Annotated in this window: 18 protein-coding genes; 10 read left to right on the top strand and 8 right to left on the bottom strand. The window is 50.6% G+C overall.

The window, feature by feature from the left end:
* The first annotated feature begins 190 nt into the window (after nucleotides 1-190).
* The 3 genes from phoB to EJN92_RS16045 all read left to right on the top strand — a co-directional run bounded on the left by phoB (nucleotide 191) and on the right by EJN92_RS16045 (nucleotide 2,860).
* Nucleotides 191-904, top strand: coding sequence for a phosphate regulon transcriptional regulator PhoB (gene phoB, locus EJN92_RS16055; protein WP_126128745.1), 714 nt, complete (start codon nucleotides 191-193; stop codon nucleotides 902-904).
* Nucleotides 905-1,122: 218 nt separating this feature from the next.
* Complete coding sequence (epsA, locus tag EJN92_RS16050) at nucleotides 1,123-1,896, top strand: XrtB/PEP-CTERM-associated transcriptional regulator EpsA (RefSeq protein ID WP_126128744.1); 774 nt, start codon at nucleotides 1,123-1,125, stop codon at nucleotides 1,894-1,896.
* A gap of 232 nt (nucleotides 1,897-2,128) precedes the next feature.
* Nucleotides 2,129-2,860 carry a flagellar brake protein gene (locus EJN92_RS16045; protein ID WP_126128743.1) on the top strand — a complete coding sequence of 244 codons (732 nt, stop codon included), beginning with the start codon at nucleotides 2,129-2,131 and terminating at the stop codon, nucleotides 2,858-2,860.
* Nucleotides 2,861-3,051: 191 nt separating this feature from the next.
* Here EJN92_RS16045 and pdxR read toward each other — a convergent pair whose 3' ends face one another.
* A complete protein-coding gene (pdxR, locus tag EJN92_RS16040; protein ID WP_126128742.1) occupies nucleotides 3,052-4,548 on the bottom strand; it encodes a MocR-like pyridoxine biosynthesis transcription factor PdxR in 1,497 nt (498 codons plus the stop codon).
* Nucleotides 4,549-4,744: 196 nt separating this feature from the next.
* Between pdxR and EJN92_RS16035 the strand changes: the two genes are divergently transcribed.
* On the top strand, nucleotides 4,745-5,206 hold the full coding sequence (locus EJN92_RS16035) for an OsmC family protein (protein WP_126128741.1): 462 nt from the start codon (nucleotides 4,745-4,747) through the stop codon (nucleotides 5,204-5,206).
* Nucleotides 5,206-5,850: an FMN-binding negative transcriptional regulator gene (locus EJN92_RS16030; protein ID WP_126128740.1), complete on the top strand. Its 645-nt coding sequence runs from the start codon at nucleotides 5,206-5,208 to the stop codon at nucleotides 5,848-5,850. Before EJN92_RS16035 ends, EJN92_RS16030 begins: the two co-directional genes overlap by 1 nt.
* A gap of 39 nt (nucleotides 5,851-5,889) precedes the next feature.
* Here EJN92_RS16030 and ybiB read toward each other — a convergent pair whose 3' ends face one another.
* Both ybiB and EJN92_RS22090 read right to left on the bottom strand, forming a co-directional pair.
* Complete coding sequence (gene ybiB / locus EJN92_RS16025; RefSeq protein ID WP_126128739.1) at nucleotides 5,890-6,876, bottom strand: DNA-binding protein YbiB; 987 nt, start codon at nucleotides 6,874-6,876, stop codon at nucleotides 5,890-5,892.
* A 242-nt stretch (nucleotides 6,877-7,118) separates the two neighbouring features.
* Nucleotides 7,119-9,290 carry a methyl-accepting chemotaxis protein gene (locus tag EJN92_RS22090; protein WP_322348663.1) on the bottom strand — a complete coding sequence of 724 codons (2,172 nt, stop codon included), beginning with the start codon at nucleotides 9,288-9,290 and terminating at the stop codon, nucleotides 7,119-7,121.
* 495 nt (nucleotides 9,291-9,785) lie between these two features.
* Here EJN92_RS22090 and EJN92_RS16015 point away from each other — a divergent pair, with 495 nt between their 5' ends.
* From EJN92_RS16015 to EJN92_RS16005, 3 genes are all read left to right on the top strand, one after another.
* A complete protein-coding gene (locus EJN92_RS16015) occupies nucleotides 9,786-10,601 on the top strand; it encodes a hypothetical protein (RefSeq protein ID WP_227869578.1) in 816 nt (271 codons plus the stop codon).
* A gap of 237 nt (nucleotides 10,602-10,838) precedes the next feature.
* Nucleotides 10,839-12,905, top strand: coding sequence for a gluconolaconase (locus tag EJN92_RS16010; RefSeq protein ID WP_170174913.1), 2,067 nt, complete (start codon nucleotides 10,839-10,841; stop codon nucleotides 12,903-12,905).
* A 197-nt stretch (nucleotides 12,906-13,102) separates the two neighbouring features.
* Complete coding sequence (locus EJN92_RS16005) at nucleotides 13,103-13,789, top strand: glutathione S-transferase family protein (RefSeq protein ID WP_126128737.1); 687 nt, start codon at nucleotides 13,103-13,105, stop codon at nucleotides 13,787-13,789.
* A gap of 321 nt (nucleotides 13,790-14,110) precedes the next feature.
* Here the strand turns inward: EJN92_RS16005 and EJN92_RS16000 are convergent, their stop codons facing one another.
* From EJN92_RS16000 to EJN92_RS15985, 4 genes are all read right to left on the bottom strand, one after another.
* Complete coding sequence (locus tag EJN92_RS16000) at nucleotides 14,111-14,443, bottom strand: Dabb family protein (RefSeq protein WP_126128736.1); 333 nt, start codon at nucleotides 14,441-14,443, stop codon at nucleotides 14,111-14,113.
* A gap of 217 nt (nucleotides 14,444-14,660) precedes the next feature.
* Nucleotides 14,661-15,137, bottom strand: coding sequence for a WbuC family cupin fold metalloprotein (locus EJN92_RS15995; RefSeq protein WP_194074944.1), 477 nt, complete (start codon nucleotides 15,135-15,137; stop codon nucleotides 14,661-14,663).
* Nucleotides 15,134-18,142, bottom strand: coding sequence for an HD domain-containing phosphohydrolase (locus EJN92_RS15990; protein ID WP_170174912.1), 3,009 nt, complete (start codon nucleotides 18,140-18,142; stop codon nucleotides 15,134-15,136). The genes EJN92_RS15995 and EJN92_RS15990 overlap by 4 nt, the downstream gene beginning before the upstream one ends.
* A gap of 132 nt (nucleotides 18,143-18,274) precedes the next feature.
* Complete coding sequence (locus EJN92_RS15985) at nucleotides 18,275-18,691, bottom strand: nucleotide pyrophosphohydrolase (RefSeq protein ID WP_126128734.1); 417 nt, start codon at nucleotides 18,689-18,691, stop codon at nucleotides 18,275-18,277.
* A 260-nt stretch (nucleotides 18,692-18,951) separates the two neighbouring features.
* Between EJN92_RS15985 and EJN92_RS15980 the strand changes: the two genes are divergently transcribed.
* Nucleotides 18,952-19,656 carry a substrate-binding periplasmic protein gene (locus EJN92_RS15980; RefSeq protein ID WP_126128733.1) on the top strand — a complete coding sequence of 235 codons (705 nt, stop codon included), beginning with the start codon at nucleotides 18,952-18,954 and terminating at the stop codon, nucleotides 19,654-19,656.
* Nucleotides 19,657-19,665: 9 nt separating this feature from the next.
* A complete protein-coding gene (locus EJN92_RS15975; protein ID WP_126128732.1) occupies nucleotides 19,666-21,651 on the top strand; it encodes an ATP-binding protein in 1,986 nt (661 codons plus the stop codon).
* A gap of 111 nt (nucleotides 21,652-21,762) precedes the next feature.
* On the opposite strand, the gene EJN92_RS15970 is transcribed toward EJN92_RS15975, so the two are convergent.
* Nucleotides 21,763-22,194 carry an Hsp20/alpha crystallin family protein gene (locus EJN92_RS15970; protein WP_126128731.1) on the bottom strand — a complete coding sequence of 144 codons (432 nt, stop codon included), beginning with the start codon at nucleotides 22,192-22,194 and terminating at the stop codon, nucleotides 21,763-21,765.
* Nucleotides 22,195-22,394: the final 200 nt, after the last annotated feature.

Here is a 22,394-nt window from a genome sequence, read left to right as displayed (position 1 = left end):
GGCACAGCGAAACCGCAATAGTTACTCCGGAATCTGTAAGCAGCTGTAAATCGTCATGAGCAGGTCATAAATTTTAAGCATCATCTTGGCAATTAGCTAAGCTAACATCAGAGCGCGCAGATTCAAACAAGCCATTGCAACACAACAAAAGCACCTGCTGGTGCACGTTTTTTAACAAAGGACAGGCTACATGCAAGTAAGTATTTTAGTGGTGGAAGATGAGCCTGCGATACAAGAATTGATAGCGGTCAATCTCAGCCTTTCTGGCTATCAGGTGATGCGCGCCGATGACGCCGAAATTGCTGTCAGTCTGCTACGCGATCACTTACCTGACATGCTGCTGGTGGACTGGATGCTACCGGGCCAATCGGGGATCAATCTGATACGCAGTTTGCGTGCACAGGCGCGCACCCGCGATCTGCCAATTATTATGCTGACCGCACGCGGCGAACAACAAGACAAAATACTCGGGCTAGAGAGTGGCGCTGACGACTATATGACCAAGCCCTTTAGCCCACGTGAGATGATCGCCCGTATCCAGGCCTTATTGCGTAGACGCGCACCGCACGCCAGCTCAGAAATTATAGAAATCGCCGGGATGCGGCTCGATCCTGTGACCCAAAGAGTGATCGTCGGGGCCCGTCAACTGCCCTTGGGCCCTACCGAATTTAGGCTCTTGCAATATCTGATGAATTTCCCGGAACGGGTACACAGCCGTTCGAATTTACTCGATCAAGTATGGGGAAATAGTGTTTTTGTGGAAGAGCGCACGGTTGACACCCATGTCGGTCGCTTACGCTCGATACTGGAGGCGACCGGTCATCATCTGATGATAGAAACGGTCAGAGGCAGTGGCTATCGTTTAGTACAGCCACAACTCAAGCAGCTATCGACCAGCATTTAGGCACTCGCGAGCAAAAAAACTTTAAAGAAATTACGTAAAAAAATCCGATTTTTAGCAACATTTATTCATCCCTCGTGGCGCTACGCGGATTGCTTAGCGCCACGCTCGCCCACGCGATGTAGAACGACACAATCAAAGGACTGAGGCAAAATTACGCCAGCCAGGCACACAAGAAAGCTGGCGCAATTTTGCTGCTATCCCGAACTAGAAAAAGACCTATGGACGATCTGGTGGTACTGAGTCTGAGAGAACAGGAATACTTGCTGCGCACCATAGAGTCGGCATTGCAGGTGCGCAGGCGACGCCAGTTTTTTCTATGGACGCAGGGACAGTTTCAAAGCTTATTGCCGCATGAGATCATGGTCTGCATACAATTTGGCGGCGATGGCGAGGTGGTGCACATAGAGTGCATGCATAGCGTCATTTTGGATGAACAATCCAAAGAGCAATTATGCAATCCGCACGATGGCTTTGCTTTGCGACTAGCGCGCCACTGTCGCAATGAAGAACGCCTGCCCCTATTGATAGAGCAAGGCGAGCGTAGCGACAGCCATCCACTGAGCCGCCTGCGTGCGGAAATGGAGATACGAAAACTCGGCATCAGTGTCGTCCACAGTACCGAAAACTTACCTGGCGGCGCCTCGTTTTTCGCCTTATTTGGGCTACCCGATGCGGCGGACAGCAGGCATAGCTTCTTCCTAGAATTATTGCTGCCCTACTTACATATATCCCTACTCCGTCTAGTCGCAAACGCCGCAGAACCACTTTCGAATCCGGGCTCAGGTTCCAGCCTGGCACGCCCGGTCACAGCAAGAGAAATCGACATTTTGCGTTGGGTAAAACAAGGCAAGAGCAATTTTGAGATTGGCATCATCCTGGGCATTAGCGCGCTCACGGTCAAAAATCATCTACAAAAAATCTACAAGAAACTGAATGTACAAAACCGCACACAAGCGGTGTCGCGTTGCATGGATTTGCGCTTGCTGGGCTAATTCAGCGTAAAACCTAGCGAACACAGCAGACCAACAGCAGACTAACAGCTAACCCAATTGTATTGACTCGCTGCAAGCTAGCGCGTATTTTTATAGAACGTTTAGGATTTACGAAAAAATTGTTCCAGCTAGGCGTACCGCCGCAGACTTACGCTAGTACGGCAAGGCGGATACAAGGACGCTGGGGCATTTTTTTCGTCAGTCCTAACTCATATTAATACGGAGACTTTCTATGTCCGCATCCTTGAGTGATGACGAGATTGAGGATAGATTTTTCTTGCTTGGAAGAATGGAAATTCTCAATGCTTTGAATGATTTAATCCATAGGCGAGAAGCGGTTGCCGTGTATTTTAATGGCGGCAAAGACTTTATTTTGACGCTCTTGCTGGAAGCTAGATCCGACGCTCTGATTTTTGATTTGGGGGGAGATCCGAGAACCAATAAAATGCTAGCGCAGGCGACCGCCTGTGTTTTCATCGCCGCGCCTGATGGGATACGCGTGCAATTTTCTGGCATACAGCCGCAGCGCATTAGCTGGGGTGATACCGATGCTTTTTGGGTGCCGCTACCGAACCAAGTTATTCGCCTGCAAAGGCGCGAGTGCTATAGAAATGTGCTGCCGGTGCTGACCGCACTCAAGGTCAAATTGAGCAATGAATATGGGGTCAGTTTATGCGATTGGGTCTTGCATGATTTAAGCGTCAGCGGCTTTGGCGCGACGGTGATAGGCGCACCGCATTTCGCCAATGATGAGACCGTGGCGCACGTGGTGATCGCGCTCTCAGACAAAACCAGATTAGACTGCTCGGGCATGATACGGCACATCTCGCAAATCGATCGCAATGGCAAGGGTCGCTATCGGGTAGGGGTGAAATTTATAGATTTACCGCACGTGGTGGAAGTGGCGATACAGCGTTACATCATTAAGATAGAGTACGAAAGACGCAAGCTGTTGATGAAATAAGTGTAGTAGTAAACGCTGCGCAATCAGCGTGGCAAGATGAATACAATTTCAAGCTTACTGCCGGCGCGATTTTTAATCGATTCCATAAGCAAACTTCTAAATATGCATACGCATACCCGGCGCGGCCTGCAGCCCTATATTGGCCTGCAAGGCGCATGCAATATGCGCGCACGGTTTTAGAAATACCTTATTTACTTCATCTTTGTCAGCACTCGTAACAATGTAGCTGCGCCCTGCTCTATCTCAGCTTCCGTCACCGAGGAAAAACCCAGTAGCAGGCCGGCAGAAAAATTGGCAGCCGCTGCTAGCTCGGGCGACATCGCGTAATGCGACAAGCCGCGCAATTCCATACCGGCAGCCAAACCTGCCTGCACCACCGCTTGTTCATCACGTTGACGTTTAAAATGCACCGCCAGATCCAGGCCGCCATCGCTGGCACCGCAGACTAATTCATCTTTCAAGCTAGTGTCTAAGGCGTGCAGCAAGGCCGCTTGCCTTTGCGCATACAACTTGCGGGTGCGTTTGATATGCCGGCCAAAATGCCCTTGCGCCATAAAATCTGCCAGCACCATTTGCGGCACGATCGCCGTGTGTTTATCGATGGTGGTTTTGGCCTGCAGCATAGGCGCAACTAAGGTCTCGGGCAGCACCATATAGCCTAGCCGCAAACCGGGAAACAGCACCTTGGAGAGGGTGCCTACATAAATCACATTGCCACTCTGATCCAGACTTTGCAGCGAAGCTAAGGGCGCCCCGCTATAGCGGTATTCGCTATCATAATCATCCTCGATCACCCAGGCGCGCCGCTGTTTGGCCCAAGCCAGCAAGGCCAGCCGCCTTTGCAGACTCATGGTCATCCCCAAAGGCAGTTGATGCGAAGGCGTGACATACGCCAATTTGGCATGCGGATAATGGCTGGCGGCGTAGCCGACATCGAGTCCTTCTGCATCGACTGGCACATGGCAGATTTCGGCCTGCGCCGCCAGCAAAGGCGCGATCGCGCCGCGATAGCCGGGCGACTCTATCCATGCAGCATCACCCGGATCGAGTAAGACGGTGGGCAGTAAATACAGGGCTTGCTGCGAACCTGAAGTGATGATGATTTGCCCGGCATGGCAATTGACCCCACGCGCCGCTTTCAGATACACCGCCAATAATTCGCGTAGCGGCAGATAACCAGCCGGATCGCTATAGCCTAGCTGGTCTTCGTGATGGCGCCAGCGGCGCGCTTCCAGTCTGGCCCAGGTGTCAAACGGGAAGGCATCCAAGCCTGGCATGCTGACCCGAAATACGCGGGTTTTATCCTGATGGATACGCGACTGACCTCGCGTATCGGCATAGCGCAAGCCACGCTGCGACAGGCCTGGAGCATCCGCGCCAGAGCTGGATACACCCAAAGTGCCTGGCAACTTAGGCACCGCGCCTGCTGGCAATTGATGATGGACGTAAGTGCCCTTACCTACTTCGCCAAGTAAATAACCTTCGGCCAGTAATAAGTCGTAGGCATTCAAGACGGTTTGGCGCGATACCCCCAGCGCCAGTGAAAAATCACGGGTAGGCGGCAACTGCATGCCGGGCTGCAGCGTGCCTGCCAGAATAGCCTGCTTGATCGCCCCATACAGTTGGCGAAATAAGGCGGTCTTGGCAGCGGGATCTAATTGCACAGACTGGATAAATAAAGACATCATGAGGCTAGCTCTATCTCTAAGAGTGGAATGGATCAACAATCGGAATCAACAATTGCCATCAACAAGCGGCGCGACAAAATATCACCATTGGTATTTTAAAATTATACTTTATTGGTACTTTTAAATAGCCATTATCAAGTTTAAGATAAGCGCAATCGAAAAGATCATATTTTCAATTTCTCAGTAAGGAATAGCTATGCATCAATATCAAGCGCAAATTCACTGGCAGCGTGGCGAGCAAAATTTTGCCGACAACTTATATAGTCGTGCCCACGACTGGCAGTTTGATGGCGGCTTGACGGTGCCAGCCTCGTCCTCGCCTTTATCGGTGCCCTTGCCTATGTCGGTGGCGGCCAATGTCGATCCGGAAGAAGCGCTGGTCGCTGCGGCCTCCAGTTGCCATATGCTGGTGTTTTTATGGCTGGCCTGCAAACAAGGTTTTACTGTTGATAGTTATACAGATAAGGCCGTCGGTACTATGGCCAAAAACGAGTTTGGCAAGCTCGCCATTACCCGCATCAGCCTGCGACCTGAAATCGCATTTTCCGGAGTCAGACTTCCTACTGCTGAGGAACTGGCTAACTTGCATCATCAAGCCCATGAGGAATGCTATATCGCCAATTCCTTGCGCGCTGAAATCGTAGTCGAGGCGGCCTGATGTATATCCCTGCCCATTATTCTGAAAAGCGCCTGGAGGTACTGCATCAATTGATGCAAGAGCACCCGCTGGGCACCCTGATAACAGTGGAGGCTAGCGGACTCAATGCCAATCACTTACCGTTTGAACTGTTAGCAGCAACGCCAGAAGCGCCGTTTGGCACGCTCAGGGCGCATATCTCGCGCGCCAATCCGCTTTGGAAAAATCTACAGGCGGAGAGTGAGGCCATGCTGATTTTTCAGGGCCCTAGTGCCTACATCACGCCCAACTGGTATGAAGAAAAACGCATCAGCGGCGAAGAAGTGCCTACCTATAATTATGCGGTGGTGCATGCGCATGGAAAGCTAGAGCTGATCCACGATGCGCAATGGCTGCTAAACCATTTGCATGCCTTAAGCGACATCCATGAGGCTAGCCAGCCCTTGCCATGGAAGGTCGACGATGCACCGCCAGCTTTCATAGACAAACTGGTCCGGGGCTTAGTTGGTATCGAGATCCCGATTAAGCGTCTGGAAGGAAAATGGAAAGTCAGCCAAAAGCAGTCGGCGCAGGATAAAGTAAATATGGCAGCCGGTCTGCGCGCCACCGGTGGCGACGACGCGGTGGCAATGGCCGCCTTAGTCGAGCAATCGGGGGCTGCTTAAGCTAGACCCTTGCCTGCTGAGAAGCCGCAGCCAGAAGCGCTACACCCTGGCCTGTATCAGCTTGGCGACCGCAGCACAGTGCTCGACCTGATCGGCGATATTCGGTGGTACCGCGATATCACCGGTCAGCACCGCCTTGATCCAGGCGGCAGTGCTGGCCGCATCGATTTCTTGCGGCGTGTCTGGCAGATCGCCCGAGACACTTTGATGGGTATGCACCAGCGTCGTGCATTCGCCTTCATGAAACCAGTCTATCTGTTGCGCTCTGGCGGTATTGGCGACCGTCTCGCCCTCGGTGCCGCGCATCAGGAAGGCATCGCCACGCTCACGCGGTGCCACCTGGCTAAAATAATGCTGCAGCATGACCAGGTACTCGGGATGGGTGTAAGAAGTTAAACGCAGCGCGGCATCGGTGAACGGCTGCAAAATTTTGACCAGGGTATGGGTAGAACTGCGCACCCCTAAAATTTTTCGCATGGCTAAAATGCGCGTCATTTTTGGCGACAAGACATCGATAGCCATGAAGGCCGGCAATTGTTGCGCCATCTGCGCCTCGGCCTCTTGCTTAGATTGTGCCAGAGGATGCTCTAGTGCCTGAAAAATCTCAGCCGTGCTAACCCGTCCGGCATCCTGCAATACCCCATGCACTAACACCGGCACGCCTTTGCGTGCCAGCAGCAGCGCCAGCAAAGGTGTCAGATTGGCTTTTTTACGTGCACCATTGTATGTAGGGATAATCACCGGGGCATACAGGCTAGCAGCTGGGGCCGTCAATAAGCTGGTCGAGGCTTCTGCTGCGGCTAAAAAACCAGCAATTTCAGCCACCGATTCACCCTTGATACGCATAGACAAGAGTATCGCCCCCATCTCCAGATCAGAGACCCTTTGATCGAGCATGGCGCCATATAATAATTGCGCATCCTCTTGCGACATACTGCGCGCGCCATCCTTGCCGCGCCCGATTTCCTTAATGAAGCGGGCGGCAGCGAATGGCTCTTTGATTTCTTCAGTGTGATGTGTTTTCATAACGCTAGCTTACACCGTGCGCCCAGATCTAGCCAAGCGCTTAAGGCTTGAGTCTGATCAAACTTGATTAATGCAAGGCAAAGCAAATTAAACTGACCACCCCGCCAAGACGCATAGTCCATGCGGGTATACAAGCAATATGCCTTGGAGAACCGCATGGAATATGCGCCTTGGCGATGGCACTCAAATAAAAACCTAGAGCGCTTGCGCTGTTTTTTTCAACGGCGCAGCAGCGCTAAAAATCAGAACTCTTCCCACTCCTGGTCCGTCGCGCGTTTTTTTTCAGAACTTGCGATTAGCTTAGGCTTAACCGGGCGCGCAGCGTTTGGTTTGGCCGCACTTTGTTGATACGCTTTTTGCGGGGCTTTTTGTGGAAGTTTTTTCGGCAAGGGTTTTGCTGAAGCGATAGCCGTAGGCGCAACTGAGCTATTAATTTTAAATTGCCCCACTACCTGCAATAGACTCTCGGCTTGTTCACTCATGCTCTGCGCTGCGGCGGCTGCTTGCTCCACCAGCGCTGCATTTTGCTGGGTCATCTCATCCATTTGTGTAATCGCCAAATTCACTTGTTCTATGCCCGAACTTTGCTCCTGACTCGCCGAGCTGATTTCGCTCATGATGTCGGCGACGTGCTGTACGCTAGTGACTATTTCCTGCATAGTCTTACCAGCAGAATCGACCAAGCTGCTACCGTAATCGACCTTACTTACAGAATCATCGATCAATGCCTTAATCTCTTTAGCTGCACCAGCACTACGCTGTGCCAGATTACGCACTTCAGTGGCAACCACCGCAAAGCCACGCCCTTGCTCACCCGCTCTGGCCGCTTCCACTGCGGCGTTTAGAGCCAGAATATTGGTTTGAAACGCGATGCCATCGATGACTCCGATAATGTCGACGATCTTACTAGAACTGGTCTTAATCTCAGACATGGTGCCGACCACCTGTCCAACAATCGCCCCGCCCTTAAGCGCAACACTACTGGCTGACACCACCAATTGATTGGCCTGACGTGCATTGTCGGCGTTCTGTCGCACGGTCGAGGTGAGCTCTTCCATAGAACTGGCCGTCTCCTCCAAAGAACTGGCTTGCGATTCGGTGCGACTGGAGAGATCGGCATTCCCACTAGCGATTTCCCGGGACGCCACGTTGATGGTTTCGGTACCGATTCTGACCTCACTAATCACACTGCTCAGTCCCTTACTTATGCCATTCATAGCATGTATCAGTTGACCGATTTCATCAACGCGATCCGATTCTAAATTTGCGGTCATGTCGCCAGTGGCCATGCGCTCGGCAACCCCCACCACCTGGGCCAAAGGCTGGCTGATACTACGCTTAATCACGCTAGCGAGTATCCCGATAAACGCCAGCAATAAGACTAAGGCGATGACGCCAAATTTAATCAGTATTTCTTTCGATGCTTGATTCATTTCATCGATATAGGTGCCGCCAGCAATCACCCAATCAAAGCCATTCACATATTTAAAAACAACGAGTTTGTCACGCGCAGTGGTTTCGTTAAGTTCCTTATTGAGCCAAGGATATTCGATGACGCCATTCTTTTTTTCCAAAATTTCTTTAATGAATTCACGCCCCGAAGCATCTTTCGCATCGATGATATTGCTAGCTTCTTTGGCTGGATGCACCATCAACATACCCTGGTCTTTGCCAGCCTTCGCATTGAGCGCAAAAAAGTATCCGGTCTCACCAATCTTGATTGATTTAATTTTGTCTTTTAATTCTTTAAGAGAATCAACTACATCAATCCCCGTAAATAGAACCGCGATCAGCTGTCCTTCTTTATTTTTGACCGGTTTATACATGGTCATGAAATTTTTACCGAACAAGCTCGCCATGCCAACATACTCTTCGCCCTTGATGAGTTGTGCATACGCGGCACCATTCTTATCCAAGGCAGTACCTATGGCGCGCTCACCATTTTCTTTTTTTACGGAAGTGGTGACCCGTATAAAGTCATCGCCTTGTTTGAGAAAAATAGTCGCAAGCGCATTACTGCTGACGCTAAATTTATCGACGATTGTGGTGTTGAGATTGAGCACGGTCTCGCCGTTTTTCAGGCTATCCAGCATCTTCCCGGCGACCTCGATTTGATTCGCGCTATCGACCGAGAACTCGGGCGCAAATTGCATCTCAAACAGATGGTTGGCACGCATCGCGTCTTGACGTACCGTCTTATCGAAAATTTCCAGCATATTGCCGACGGTATCAACTAAATGGGTAAATTCCACCAGTGATCGTTTTTTCATGACGCTATAGGTCGCATTGCCTATGCCCGCCACAAAACCAAAAAATGTGAGAAAAATCAAGACAAAGGCGATGCCAGACAATTTACCGCCCAGGCCCCAGCTGCGAAAATTAAGCTTAGTCTTCATCATAGAACGTTCTTTCATTGCAAAAATATTGTTTTAAATCACAGCAAATAATTTCAGATGCCCGTGAACAGCGCGCACTTTAAAAGATTAAATTCTCAATTGCAACTTATTTCATCGCTTGTTTTTAGTCTCTTTCCTTCTTACTCACATTACTCTTTGACCCTACTCTGTTAGCTTGTTTTTTTTGCTTACTCTTTTAATTTGCTTTTTTAATTTGCTTATTTAGCTTGCAAATTCTCTACGTCGGACTTAGCTTAGCCTGAGTAACTCTGTCCTGCCCCATGTCTTCAACTCTTATGAGTTGACTTCGCAATAGAAGCAGCGGCAATCCTTACGAGTTCAGAAATTCCTTAGCCGAATTCCAAAAATGCTACAATCATTCCCATACGGAAAATACTGGCATCGCCCCTCATTGTGACTCTCGCCTCGCCTCAGATCAGCCTGTTACGGCATACATCCCGATTCGCATTATCAGCACTGCTGTCGATTCTTGTTTGCACGCACACTTACGCCGTGAGCCTGACCTACCCACGGGCGGAATCGGATAGCGATAGTCGTTATCAATACGATTGGGAAGTGTTGCGCACGGCCTTAGAAAAAACCAGCGCGCGCTACGGTGCTTTCGAGATCAAACAGTCGCAACACCAAATGCCGCCGGCCCGCGTCAGCTTTGAAATGCTACGTCCGAATAGCGAAATCAATTTATTTGTGCGCGCCACCAATGCAGAACTAGAAACCAGCTTTCTACCGATACGCATACCGGTCGACCGCGGCTTACTCGGCTACCGAATTTTTTTGATACGCCCGGCCGACCAGGAGAAATTCGCATCGGTAAAAAGTCTGGATGATTTACGCAAATTCAGCGTAGGCCAAGGACGCGGCTGGGCTGATGTCGCGATACTCACGGCGGCGCAATTTAACGTGGTCGAAGGCAGTAGTTATGACGGTTTATTCCCTATGTTGAAACTGCGGCGTTTCGATTTTTTATCGCGCTCTTTAGATGAAGCCTGGCGTGAATACGATGAGCGCCACCTAGAACATAATTTCACGGTCGAACCGACGCTGCTCTTATATTACCCCTTGCCACGCTATTTCTTTGTGCGACGCGATGCCGATGGTGAGCGCATCGCCAAGCGTATCGAAGCCGGTATGGAAATCATGATTAAAGATGGCTCTCTGATTGCTCTGTTTAATCAATATAAGTCCGATCTCATCAAACGCGCTGGTCTGGCACAACGCCGCATCTTGCGCATTCCCAACCCTAAGCTCAGCGCGCAAACGCCCTTGAACCGATCCGAACTTTGGTATGATCCGGTCAAAGGGAAATAAGGCCTACCTGATTCCCGTAAAACGCAGGGAACCCAGTCTATATTTTAAGTTTGGCAGCCTTTAACTTTCTTCCTCAGTCAGCACACCTTGATCCTATCACCCTCTCAATTTCGCCGCGCCGGTGGGTTTTTACTACTCATCCTCAGCGCAGTAGCTATCGTTTATTTCATATTTTCAGATCAAGCAAAGCACCCCGATATTGCGCCTCTCCACGCGAACTCAGCTAATGCTACCGTCTTGGCTTGGCCAGCCACGCTAGTGCGTTTGGCTGGTGCCGCTAGCGCAGGAAACATAAACGGCAGCTCTGACTTGGCCCGCTTCAGCGATCCCTACGGCATCGTCTACGATCAAGCAGGAAATCTGTATGTGGCGGATGGCGGCGACAATAATCGCATCAGGAAAATTACGCCGGCTGGCATAGTCAGCACCCTAGCGGGATCTAGCGAAGCCTATGCTGACGGTCAGGGTGAGGCTGCAGCATTCCACACACCCTCGGGTTTGGCGATCGATGCTGCAGGTAATTTATATGTGGCAGACACTGGCAATCATCGTATCCGCAAGATCAGCGCGCTAGGTGTGGTCACTACCGTCGCAGGCAATGGCCAGGCCGGGTATCGCGATGGTGCCGCCAGCCAGGCCCAATTTAACGGGCCGGTCGGGGTGGCAGTCGACGCTAGCGGCAAGGTGTATGTAGCAGATACTTATAACGACAAAATCCGTGTCATCAATGTAGATGGTGAAGTCACTACTTTGGCTGGCGGTGATCGCCCCGGCTACCGGGACGGCATAGCACTAGAGGCGCTATTTGACACCCCCAGCGCGCTGGTAGTCAGCGCCAGCGCTGAAGTCTTTGTCAGCGATACCCGCAACAATGCGATCCGTAAAATCAGCGCGCTGGGTCAGGTTACGACGCTGGCACGCAGCTTGCCCGAGGACAGCGACGCCCTGATGAAACGTCCACTAGGTCTGGCGCTGACGCACGATGGTGTGCTGTATGTAGGAGAAGCCTCGAATGGCCGTCTGCTGCAGATAGACGCGAGCGGCAAACTACATGGCTTAAGCGGCATAGACATCGATATTCAGAGCGGCGACGCATTTAGTGCGCGCCTGCAGCGCCCGGTCGCGATCGCTATCAAGGCCGACGGCACGCTGGCGGTGAGTGATGCGGCGCAATTTCAAGTTCTCAGCGTCCAACACAAACTAGCGGAATCAGAACAAGTTGCCGCAGTCCAGCCTGCACCTGCCACGACCAAGCTCGCCACCTCCAAGCTCGCCAGCGCGTCGACGCTCAGCCAATCGCCCAGCTTCCCCTGGCCGCTCAAACCACAACATCAAGCCCATGAAATCGTCGGCACTATCGGTGAAGTGCGTGGCAATTACAAGGGTGAGAGCCGTGACCATTTTCATAGCGGTGTCGATATCCAGGCCGCCATGGGAGCGCCAGTGTTGGCCGTTGCCAGTGAAAAAGTCAGTACGGTGTTGCCAGCCTGGGGCTACGGCAGTATCAATGAAGGAATGCGCATCGCAAATATGTCCTACATCCACATGCGCGTCGGACGCCAACAAGACGATAGTCCTATCGACCCTAGCCGCTTTATCGTGACTAGGGGTGAACCGATACCGGACGACAAGGACAAGCTGGCAGCCAATGATCAAATCCGGATTAAGCGCGGCACCCGTTTTCAAACTGGTGAAGTGTTAGGCACAGTCAATCGCATGTATCACGTGCATCTCAGTTATAGTCAAGCAGGTGCGGCACTCAATCCACTGACTCTGGGTTTGAGCGGCTTTAAAGATGAAGTAGCTCCGCACATAGAGCAGATACAATTACTCAGTCAAACTGGCCAGATCCTGAAAAAAAATAAGGGCGACACGCGGCTGCGGGTAGCGCGCAGCTTAGATAAGCTCAGCATCATCGTCGATGCTTACGATCAGGCCGATGGTAATGCAGCGCGCCGCCGTCTGGGCCTTTACAAACTCGGTTATCAAATTTTGCACGCCGATGGCAGTCCACTGCCAGGCTTTGAGCAGCCCCAGATCAAGCTCGAATTTAACCGTCTGCCGCCAGATGAAGAGAGCGTCAAAATTGCCTACGCCAGCGACAGTGGCATCACCGTACATGGCAACGCCAGTACCCGTTTCTTGTACAAGGTCACCAACATCGTCAGAGATGGCCACGCCAGCACGGCTTACTGGTCTATCAAAGATCTGCCTTTAGGTGATTACATCTTACGTATTCTGGCCGCAGACTACGCCGGCAATCAGGCCATGGCCGGACGCGATTTGGCGATAAGGCTAGAGTGAATAGAGTGAGACTGCGCAAAGATGCATGGACACGCTGCCTAGTGCGATTTCGCATATACTCTGCATTGGTTTTTTACACTAGTTTAAGCGCCGAGATTTTGAAACCAGGACCAAATCAATCACCGTTTCAGTGATTTTTAAGCCGCCGCGCTTTTACCATACACATCAAGCCTCACCCATCCCCCCTTGGAGCTTCCATGTACACACTATTCATCGCAAATAAAAATTATTCCTCCTGGTCCTTGCGTCCTTGGGCGCTGATGCGCGAACTCGGGATTCCTTTCGAAGAAAAAATCGCACCGTTTGGTAGTGACTCTAACTGGGATGAATTCAGAAGCTTTAATCCGGCCGGTAAAGTACCCTGCCTACACGCCAGCAAAGCCGTCGATGTGGTTTGGGATTCACTGGCCATCATAGAATATCTGGCAGAAAGACATGCTGGCGTCTGGCCAACCGATGGCAAGGCACGCACCTGGGCGCGCTGTGCGGCGGCCGAGATGCATAGCGGTTTTACTGCAATCCGCCAAACTTGCCCTATGCATGTAGGTTTCCGGATACAGATGCCTGCCACTAGCGCCGCGTTTAATCACGACATCGCCAGACTCAATGAACTTTGGAACCAAGGTTTGGATCAATTCGGTGGCCCGTTTTTAGCCGGTGCCAAATTCACTGCGATCGATGCCTTCTTCGCTCCGGTGGTATTTCGGGCGCAAAGCTATGGGCTGGCATTAAACGAAAAATCCGCTGCTTACGCCCAGCATCTATTGCAAACCAACGCCATGCAACAATGGCAGAGCGAGGCATTAACAGAATCCTGGCGCGAACCCGGCCACGAGCAAGCCGCCCTAGCAGCCGGCAACTTGCTGGCAGATCTGCGCGCTTAGATTTGCTACTTAATTTTGGTATCTATTCAGCCTGCTACTAAAATTATTAAAAAAAAGCGAAAACCTCTCAAAGGAGACACAGAGACACAGAGAAAACGGAGAACTTCCTTGCTTTCCTCTGTGAATCTCTGTGTCTCTGTGTCTCTGTGTTGAGTGGTTATGACTTTCTTCATAGCGGGCTGAACAGTAACTAATTTTGAGTACTAGCCCAACACGCATAGCCCATGCGGCTTTGCGGCTAGGCAGGCTGGACAAGCGCATAGAATATGCGCCTTGGCGGGCATGCAAAAAAAATAATGGCACGCGTACCTCAGTCAGGCTTCAGTTTGAGTTTTGGCTGAACGAATCAAACACCCGCACTGAGCCCAGCAAAGCGGCGTTTTCCTGAATAAATTTTTGATGCAAAGCATGACTTTGATATGTTTTTTCGTCTTCTATGCTATCGAAAAACAATAGCAAAGACAGGTCGTAATTCCTATCGACCACAGGATCATGGCCTGGCGCTGCTGGTAAAGAAATATGCATGCCGCGTACCACCTCGATCTGCGCCAGTGCATGCAGCGCAGCCAGCAATTGGGCGCGATCTTCCGACGAATCGGGACGCTTCAAGCAGAACAAAACATGGTGGGAAAATGCGGCGATATGCCCAAGCATAAAAATCCTTAGTGTGAATGGTATGAGTAGTCTGAGTTAGCAATGATGCGCTAACCGGCCCAGCGCTCGGGTTCTAATCAGGCTAGGTTCACCACGCACTCACCACGCATAGTCCATGCGCTCTGCAGCCGAGCATGCCCGCTAAACCGCATGGAATATGCGCGCTGGCCTGCCCACTAAAAATATCGGGGCTCGACCATCGGTTTAAGGCTAGTCTTTAGGGCGCGCTAAAGTGTGCCAGCATTTGTGCCAGATAAGCAGCGCACCCTGGCTCACCTTCGGCGGGTGCCCAACTGGCTTTCTCGGCATCGGCCACCGCCACATACGGTCCGGCCTTAGATTCAAAAAACACCGAAGCGGGTTCCAGTGCGACCATACTATGAAATACCCCGGTCGGTATCGTCACACCAAGATTGCCCTGCCCAGCCGTCATCAGGATTTTCTCGCACACCTTGCCATCGATATCAAAAATGAGTATGCCAAAACTACCGCTCAGGGCAATCATGGTTTCATCTTTCTCGGCATCAAGGTGGCAATGCGGTTGAATATAGGTGCCAGGCTCTAGCGCATTGAGCAATCTATGGCTGCGCGATTCATTACTGGCGTGCAGATTGAGGTTTTTACGCAGGCGCGGACTGGCCGCTGCCACTTGCGAGAGCTCACTCAGGGTTTCCTGGTTAATGATGTTGATCATGCTGCGTTCACTTTAAAATTAGAGTCGCTGTTAGAGTCACTATTAGAGTCACTATTACTTGCTGTCGCCTTCAAATACGGGCTCAGGTCTACACTGTCGATTTGTTCCGGACGCATGAACTTCTGCGCATAGACGAGGTACACGCCAGAACTTAAAAACAGTTCAAATAATTCGCCGTCGATGTGCTGATCTTTCTTCATAAAACCCATAATCTTGATCGCCTCGGATAATAATTTACCCTTTTTATAAGGTCTATCTACCGCGGTAAGCGCTTCAAAAATATCCGCGATCGCCATCATACGCGCCAATGGGCTCATCTCATCTTTTTTAAGCCTCTTAGGGTAACCGCTGCCATCCATTTTTTCATGGTGACCGCCGGCGATTTCGGGCACCAGACGCAAATGCCTAGGGAAAGGCAGCTTCTCCAACATGATGATCGTCTGTACGATATGTTCGTTAATTTTGTAACGTTCTTCTTCGCTCAGAGTGCCACGCGCGACCGACAGGTTATAGAGTTCACCACGGTTATACAGCAGCTCAGGAACTTTCATTTGAAATCCCCACTCATTGTCCGCCGCCATTTGATCGCGCGCCGAGCGCTGATGCAAATGCTCAGACTTATCCGCCAACAGTTTTTCGAGCACTGGCAAATCAATTTCAGAGCGCCCCTCGGGGGTAGATTTCCGCGCTTTTTCTTCGTGCGAAATACCCAGATTATCATCCAGCGTGCGCAGCCATGTACGCTGCGCAATCTGCTGAAGTCGCGCTATTTTTTCCGGAGCCATAAATTCTCCGCCCTCGTTGCAATGTGCCACAAACGCGAAATCTTCATCAAGCTCGGCAAGCGCGGCAGCCAGCTGGGGTGCCAGCGTGGCGGCATCCGCACCGTCTAATTGCGCTTGCAGGCTGGCCAACTGCGCATCTCGCTTGAGCACTTCAAAGCGCATTCTCACTTCATGAATACGGTCATACAGGGTCTCCAGTTTGGTGGCTTTGTCGACCACAAATTCGGGCGTGGTGATTTTGCCGCAATCGTGCAGCCAGCACGCGATACGCAAGGCTTCGCGCTCATCCTCGTTGAGATTAAAGTCCGCATACGGACCATTTTCGATATCACAGGCAGCCTCAGCCAACATCGTTGTGAGAACCGGGACTCGTTGACAATGACCACCGGTGTAGGCACTCTTAGCATCAATCGCCCCGGCTAATAATTCTATGAAAGCATTCATCAAGGTCTTTTGCTCCTCCACCAGACGCTGGGTGTTGAGTGCAATGGCAGCCGTGGTCGATAGGGCGCGGGCAAACGCCAGCAACTCGACACTGAGCGTCTGCCCACTCGGCAGCAACAGCGCCAACACGCCCAATAACTCACCATTTTTATTTTTCAAAGGCAGGTTCACCAGTGTCGCAGCGGCGCAAGCATGGTACCCCACTGCGCTTAAAAATCCGAAATGCCGGCTCACCTGTTCCGCACTCAGTGTCTGCAACTCTTGCTGCTGGTCTAGCATCTGTACGATGGGATGTAAATGCTCTGCCGCTCTATCCAAAGCGGACAAGCTGACGATAGGGCCGGATTGCTGCTTATCCCATTGCATGTGCACCAAATCAAGTTGCCGCTCGCTAGGGTCGGCCAGAAAAATCATCCCTCCCTGCGCCTGAGTAAGCGTACGCATGTCCGACACGATGCGCAGCAGTAAGCGTTGAAAATTAGTTTCAGCAGCCAGTGCTTGTGATAAGTCTAAAAAATGCTCTATGGTTGTCTTCATTTTATCCATAGAGCTCGCCAGTTCGACAATTTCGGTGATGCGTGCGCTCACCTTAATCGCCTGGCTGAAATCAAAACGGGCGATCCGCAAGGCTTCCTGATTAAGCTGCACCAGCGGTCGTGATGCCATACGCGCCAGCAGCATCGCCAGCGCCACGCCCAAGACCAATAAGGTGGCATTGATCAGCAGGCTTTGATTGCGTACTGCAATCGCCGGCGCCAGTAATTCAGCATGCGGCGCAGCAGCCCAAAATTGTAATTCCTCACCTCCCGGCACAGAAATAGTTCTGATCATGCCCTCCCAGATATCACCAGCGGCTTCGAAGCTAAACACACTTCCTTTGCGTTGCGCATATTGGTCACGCAGCACGCCCATCACCCGACCATCAAATTGCGACAAATTCGGTAAAATTAATTTTCCGTCTACAACATGACTCAGGTCTGGCAAACCTTTATTACTCGCCATGACCTCTTGTTGCGCGCTCAAAAGCAGAAAACGAGAATCTGGTGTTCCCTTATGCTCCATTAAACGCGAGGCGATGGTCTCTAAACGCACATCGGCACCGACCACGGCTAGTCGATTCCCCGTTTCCTGAGAAATGGAGACACCCACTTTACCCGTTGAAAAAAATACGTAAGGTTGACCGCTCTTCACTCCAGCACTCGCTTTTGCGCTTTGATACCAGGACCTTTGACGCGGATCAAAAAAGTAATCGTCTTTGCTCACCCGCTCCAGCAACTGTAAATTTTGATCGAAAAACAGATAAGTCCCACGGCTTTCACGCTGAGCCATTTCAATACTCTGCGCCACCCAGGCAGTATCTGGCGGCGCCTGAAAATGTGTTTGCAGTGCGGCCTCATTGCGCCAAGGTCTAAGCTGAAAAAAATCGCCATTTTCGTAGCCGACATAAATCGATGCCAAGCTCGCTTGCGACCGCAAGGCAGTCACAAGATAAGGCAGACTATCGAGCCTTTCTTTCAGCGTAGTGGCGCGCATCAAGCGCTGTTCCGCCAATAATTCTATGCTTCTTGCGGCATTTGAATAAATCTCGTTGACTTGGCTGGAGGCACTTCTATTAATGCTCTCGAAGCTTTCGCGCGCCTGTATGAGTAGCAAGCGTTCGGTTGCCGATTGAAAATACCAGGTGCTAATAAGCGCAAAAAAGACCATCAACCCGACGAAAAAATAGGCCAGATGCCAATGAAAGGCAATATTTCTTGGAGCTTTTTTGATAGTCATAGTCACTTTCATTCAACGCATCTAGATGAGAAAATAACAAGCATTGTAGAATGAAAAATATGAAAATATTCATACTTCGCAAACTTATATTGCATCAGTGATCTATCTGAGACCTGGGCGCCGAATCCGTTTTCAGGAATAATCTGAATATTTTCTGGGGTCGCCACGTACCTGCTCAATCGGGTACTTGAGCGCATTCAGAGCAATTTTCTCTTGTGCTGCTGTCAGTAAATCGACCTCAAGACGATCAGCCAACATCACCAGGTAATTGAGGACATCGGCCATTTCGTGGCGGATGGCCGTGCGCGTTGTGGCATTCAACTCATCCGCACTACCGCTTTGCAGCCATTGAAAGGGCTCCAATAGTTCAGCCGCTTCTACGCTCAAGGCGCAGGCCAGATTCTTGGGAGTATGGAATTGTGCCCAGTTGCGCTCGGCAACAAAAACGCGCAACTGATCGCGAATATCGTTGAGCTTAAGTACGCCCTGCTGCTCAGCTGCAATTGTTTGCGCTGATGTTTGGCCTGATAAGGCCAACTGGTCTGTCATGCGATACTCCAGCTTCATGAGAAGCCTACATTTTACGGGATATGGGATTCGATTTTGTATTTAAACCCTTAGCCGCAGGCAGCTTTTTAACCCCAGTCGGCACTAATTCACTTCTGTAATTGACTATCGCGCCTAGCTCAGGGATACTTGCATTGAGAGCTACAAATTTTACCGCAGTCCACAGTTCCACTAAAGCTGTAAGCGCTAGGCTAAATTTCTAAGTCGCATCGCCTTTGTTTCATACTTGACGGAATCGATCGATGAAACTGCTCTCCCCGTATCTTTACTGCCTACTGCTAAGCTGCCTAGGGCAAAATTGCCTGGCGCAGAACGCTGCGCCTATCCTGCTGGCGACCCACGATCAAGCCCCGTACGGCAGCTATTTAGCCAATCAGCGCTTCGATGGTATCGCCGTAAAAGTCGTCTCCTGTGTATTAACCCGCATGAAGCAGGCGTTTGTGATCAAAGTTTACCCCTGGGAGCGGGCTCAGGTAATGGCTGAAAAAGCCCAGGTGGATGGTTTTTTCCCTGCCACTCTCAAACCTGAACGGCTGCTATGGGCCGAGGCAACCGCGGTCATTGCCGAACAAAAATGGGTCTGGTATTTGCCGGCGAATACTCAACTCGATCCCACCTCTGCCGACTTTAAGGCCAAGGCCAAGGTCGGCGCACATTTTGGCTCGAATCGTTTAAAATTTTTGCAGGAACAGGGCTATCAAGTGGTACTGACACCGCAGACCGATGAGTTACTACTGAAAGCCTTCCTGCTGGGGCGCGCAGATGCAATCCTGGCTGGCAATCTGGCAATAGCTGCCGCCATGCAACAATCCAAGATCCCAGTCGATACGCTAAAAACCTTCATCCACAAAGATCAGCCCCTGCATGCGTATTTTGGTCGGCGTTTTTTAGAAACACACCCGGATTTCATATCGCAGTTTAATGCGCAACTAAGCACTTGTCGCTAACCCTCACCTATGCGCTGGCCTTCTTTCAATCTCAGACAGACCTTAATCGTCGGCACCGTCATCGGGATGTTGCTGCCGGCCTTGCTCTTGATGTTTTTTCAGTTAAATCACAAATTTGAAAAAGATGTGGATCTGCGCATTCGTGCTCCTATGAGCCAATATGCCAATGTGCTCTCGCGCGGCCTGGGCGCGAGTATCTGGAACATGGATAACAAGGTAGCGCAAGATTTGATCGATGCCGTCATGCGTAATCCCGATGTTGTCAGCATCACCGTCAGCAATGAATACGGCGATGTTTTTGCCAGCAAACACAACAGTGCTATCACTGACAAGGCCATGTTACGTGAGACCCGCGAGATTTTTTACAACGACGCTAGAGTAGGCCAATTGGTACTGGAATTGACCACAGCGCGCATAGAACGCGAATTATGGAGTGAACTATTTAGCCTGGCCGCCTCACTGGCCGCACAAGTATTATTTTCTATCGGGTTTATCTGGTTTTTATTTGAACGTCGCATGGTCCAGCCTTTGCTCGCCTTGCAAGCGGCCGCACTGCGCCTGGCGCGTGGCGATCTCAAGCAGGCGCTGCACTGGAATCGTTTAGACGAAATCGGCTCTCTGGCCTCGGGCTTAGAGAGCATGCGTAGCGATCTGGCCAAACTAATTGCCGAAGGCGAGCAAAAAACCGCCAGCCTACAAAACGAATTACTTGAACGAAAACGGGTAGAGCAAGCGCTTGGCCTCAGTCAAGAAAAATTCAGCGCCATCTTCGATGCCTCCCCGGTGGCGATGTCAGTGTCACGCTACAACGGTGAGCACGAAATACTAGAGGTGAATAATGCCTGGTGCCAGTTATTTCAAAGAGAGCGACACCATGTAATAGAGAAAAGCGGCTCGCAAATTGGGGTTTGGGCCGAAGCAAATGACAGACAGCGATTCATAGAGACACTGATACGCGATGATGCGGTGACTGGTTTTTCTGCCTGGCTGAAAACCTCGGAACTCGCCTTAAATATTTTGTGCGAAATTTCGGGAAAAGTAATCCGTTTAGGCGAGCAAAAAATGTTGATACTGGCTTTTGAAGATATCACCAGCAAGCATCAGTATGAAAGTAATATTTTAGCGCTCAATAGCAGCTTAGAGCAGCGCGTATCCGAAAGAACGCAAGAACTCAGCAAGACCCTGGAACGCCTGACTGTCACCCAAAGCGAACTGGCCAGAGCCGAAAAAATGTCCGCCTTAGGTTCTTTGGTGGCGGGCATCTCGCATGAGCTCAACACCCCGATAGGCAATAGCTTAACCGTGGCCAGCACCTTGCAAGACCACACCAAAAATATCACTGCAGAAATGGCTGGCAAAGGGCTCACTCGTAGCCGTCTCGACGCCTACATCAAAGAAAACCGCGATGGCACCGCCATTTTAACCCGCAGCCTGCATCATGCCGCCGAACTGATCACCAGCTTTAAACAAGTCGCGGTGGATCAAACCAGCGAGCATAGGCGCAGCTTCAATCTGGATGCCACCATCGCCGAAATTCTATTAACTTTAGGACCTAGCTTACGTAAAACTAGTCACACTGTGGAAACCGATATCCCTAACGATATCGTTATGGAGAGCTACCCTGGACCTTTAGGGCAAGTCATCAATAATCTGATACGCAATGCCTTGATCCATGCGTTTGAGGGCAGGCAAAATGGCCTCATTAGCATCAGCGCCAAGCGACAGGAGTTAGACCAGATAGAGTTACGCGTCTGCGATAATGGTGTGGGCATCGCCGCAGAAAATTTAGCCCGGGTGTTCGACCCTTTCTTCACCACAAAACTCGGTCAAGGCGGCAGCGGCCTAGGCTTGAATATTGTGTACAACCTGGTCACCACAGCGCTGCACGGCAGTATCAGTTTAGACAGTGAACTTGGGCATGGCTGTTGTTTTAGCCTTAGTATTCCGCGCGTCGCGCCGAATACGGCAAGCCAATCGAATGAATCTTCGCTTTAACAGCCATGCTAAACACTTAGTCTTGCTCACTTAATCTCGCTCACTTAATTTCGCTCACTTAATTTCGAGCACCTAATTTCGGACGCGATAAGCGAAAAAACAGCATGAACCTCACTCAATCTTTATGCGTTGCACGCCACCGGAAGTGCGTTTTTTCGGCAAATTGAGTGTCAAGACACCGTTATCGTATTTAGCAAAAACTTCGCTTTGCTCTATGTCTACCGGAAGTTGAAAACTGCGCGAGACCTCGCCAAAATAGCGTTCACTACGTAAGATTTTTTGATCTTTATTGCTACTATCCTGTTGTTTTATTTCAGCGCGTAGGGTCACTACGTTGCCATCGAGTGAGACATGAATATCGTCCTTACTTACCCCTGGTACCTCGGCATGCACGGTATATTCGCGCTCAGTTTCTTTCACATCTAGTTTGATCTGCGAAGGTGTTGGCAATGGATCTCCATGCAAAGGCCGAACATAAAACCCAGGTGCAACATCTCGAAAAAAATCATCGAAAATATTGCCGCGATTAATCAATGACGTCATTTTTTCCTCCTTGAAAAATTTAGAAATCTCCAAAACTTTCATCAACGGGTGTGCAAACTCGGGTTCGCTTGCGCTATAAATATAGGAATAAGAGCATATCGATGCAAGCAATTTAGATAACACCTTTGATTTGCATCAAAGTCCAATTAATCCGACAAAGCAAAGTAAAATCCTAACTAGATTTAAGACAAAAAAGCCAT

The organism is Undibacterium parvum (genome assembly GCF_003955735.1).
GTDB lineage: Bacteria > Pseudomonadota > Gammaproteobacteria > Burkholderiales > Burkholderiaceae_D > Undibacterium > Undibacterium parvum.
This window is presented reverse-complemented; position numbering and strand designations above follow the sequence as displayed.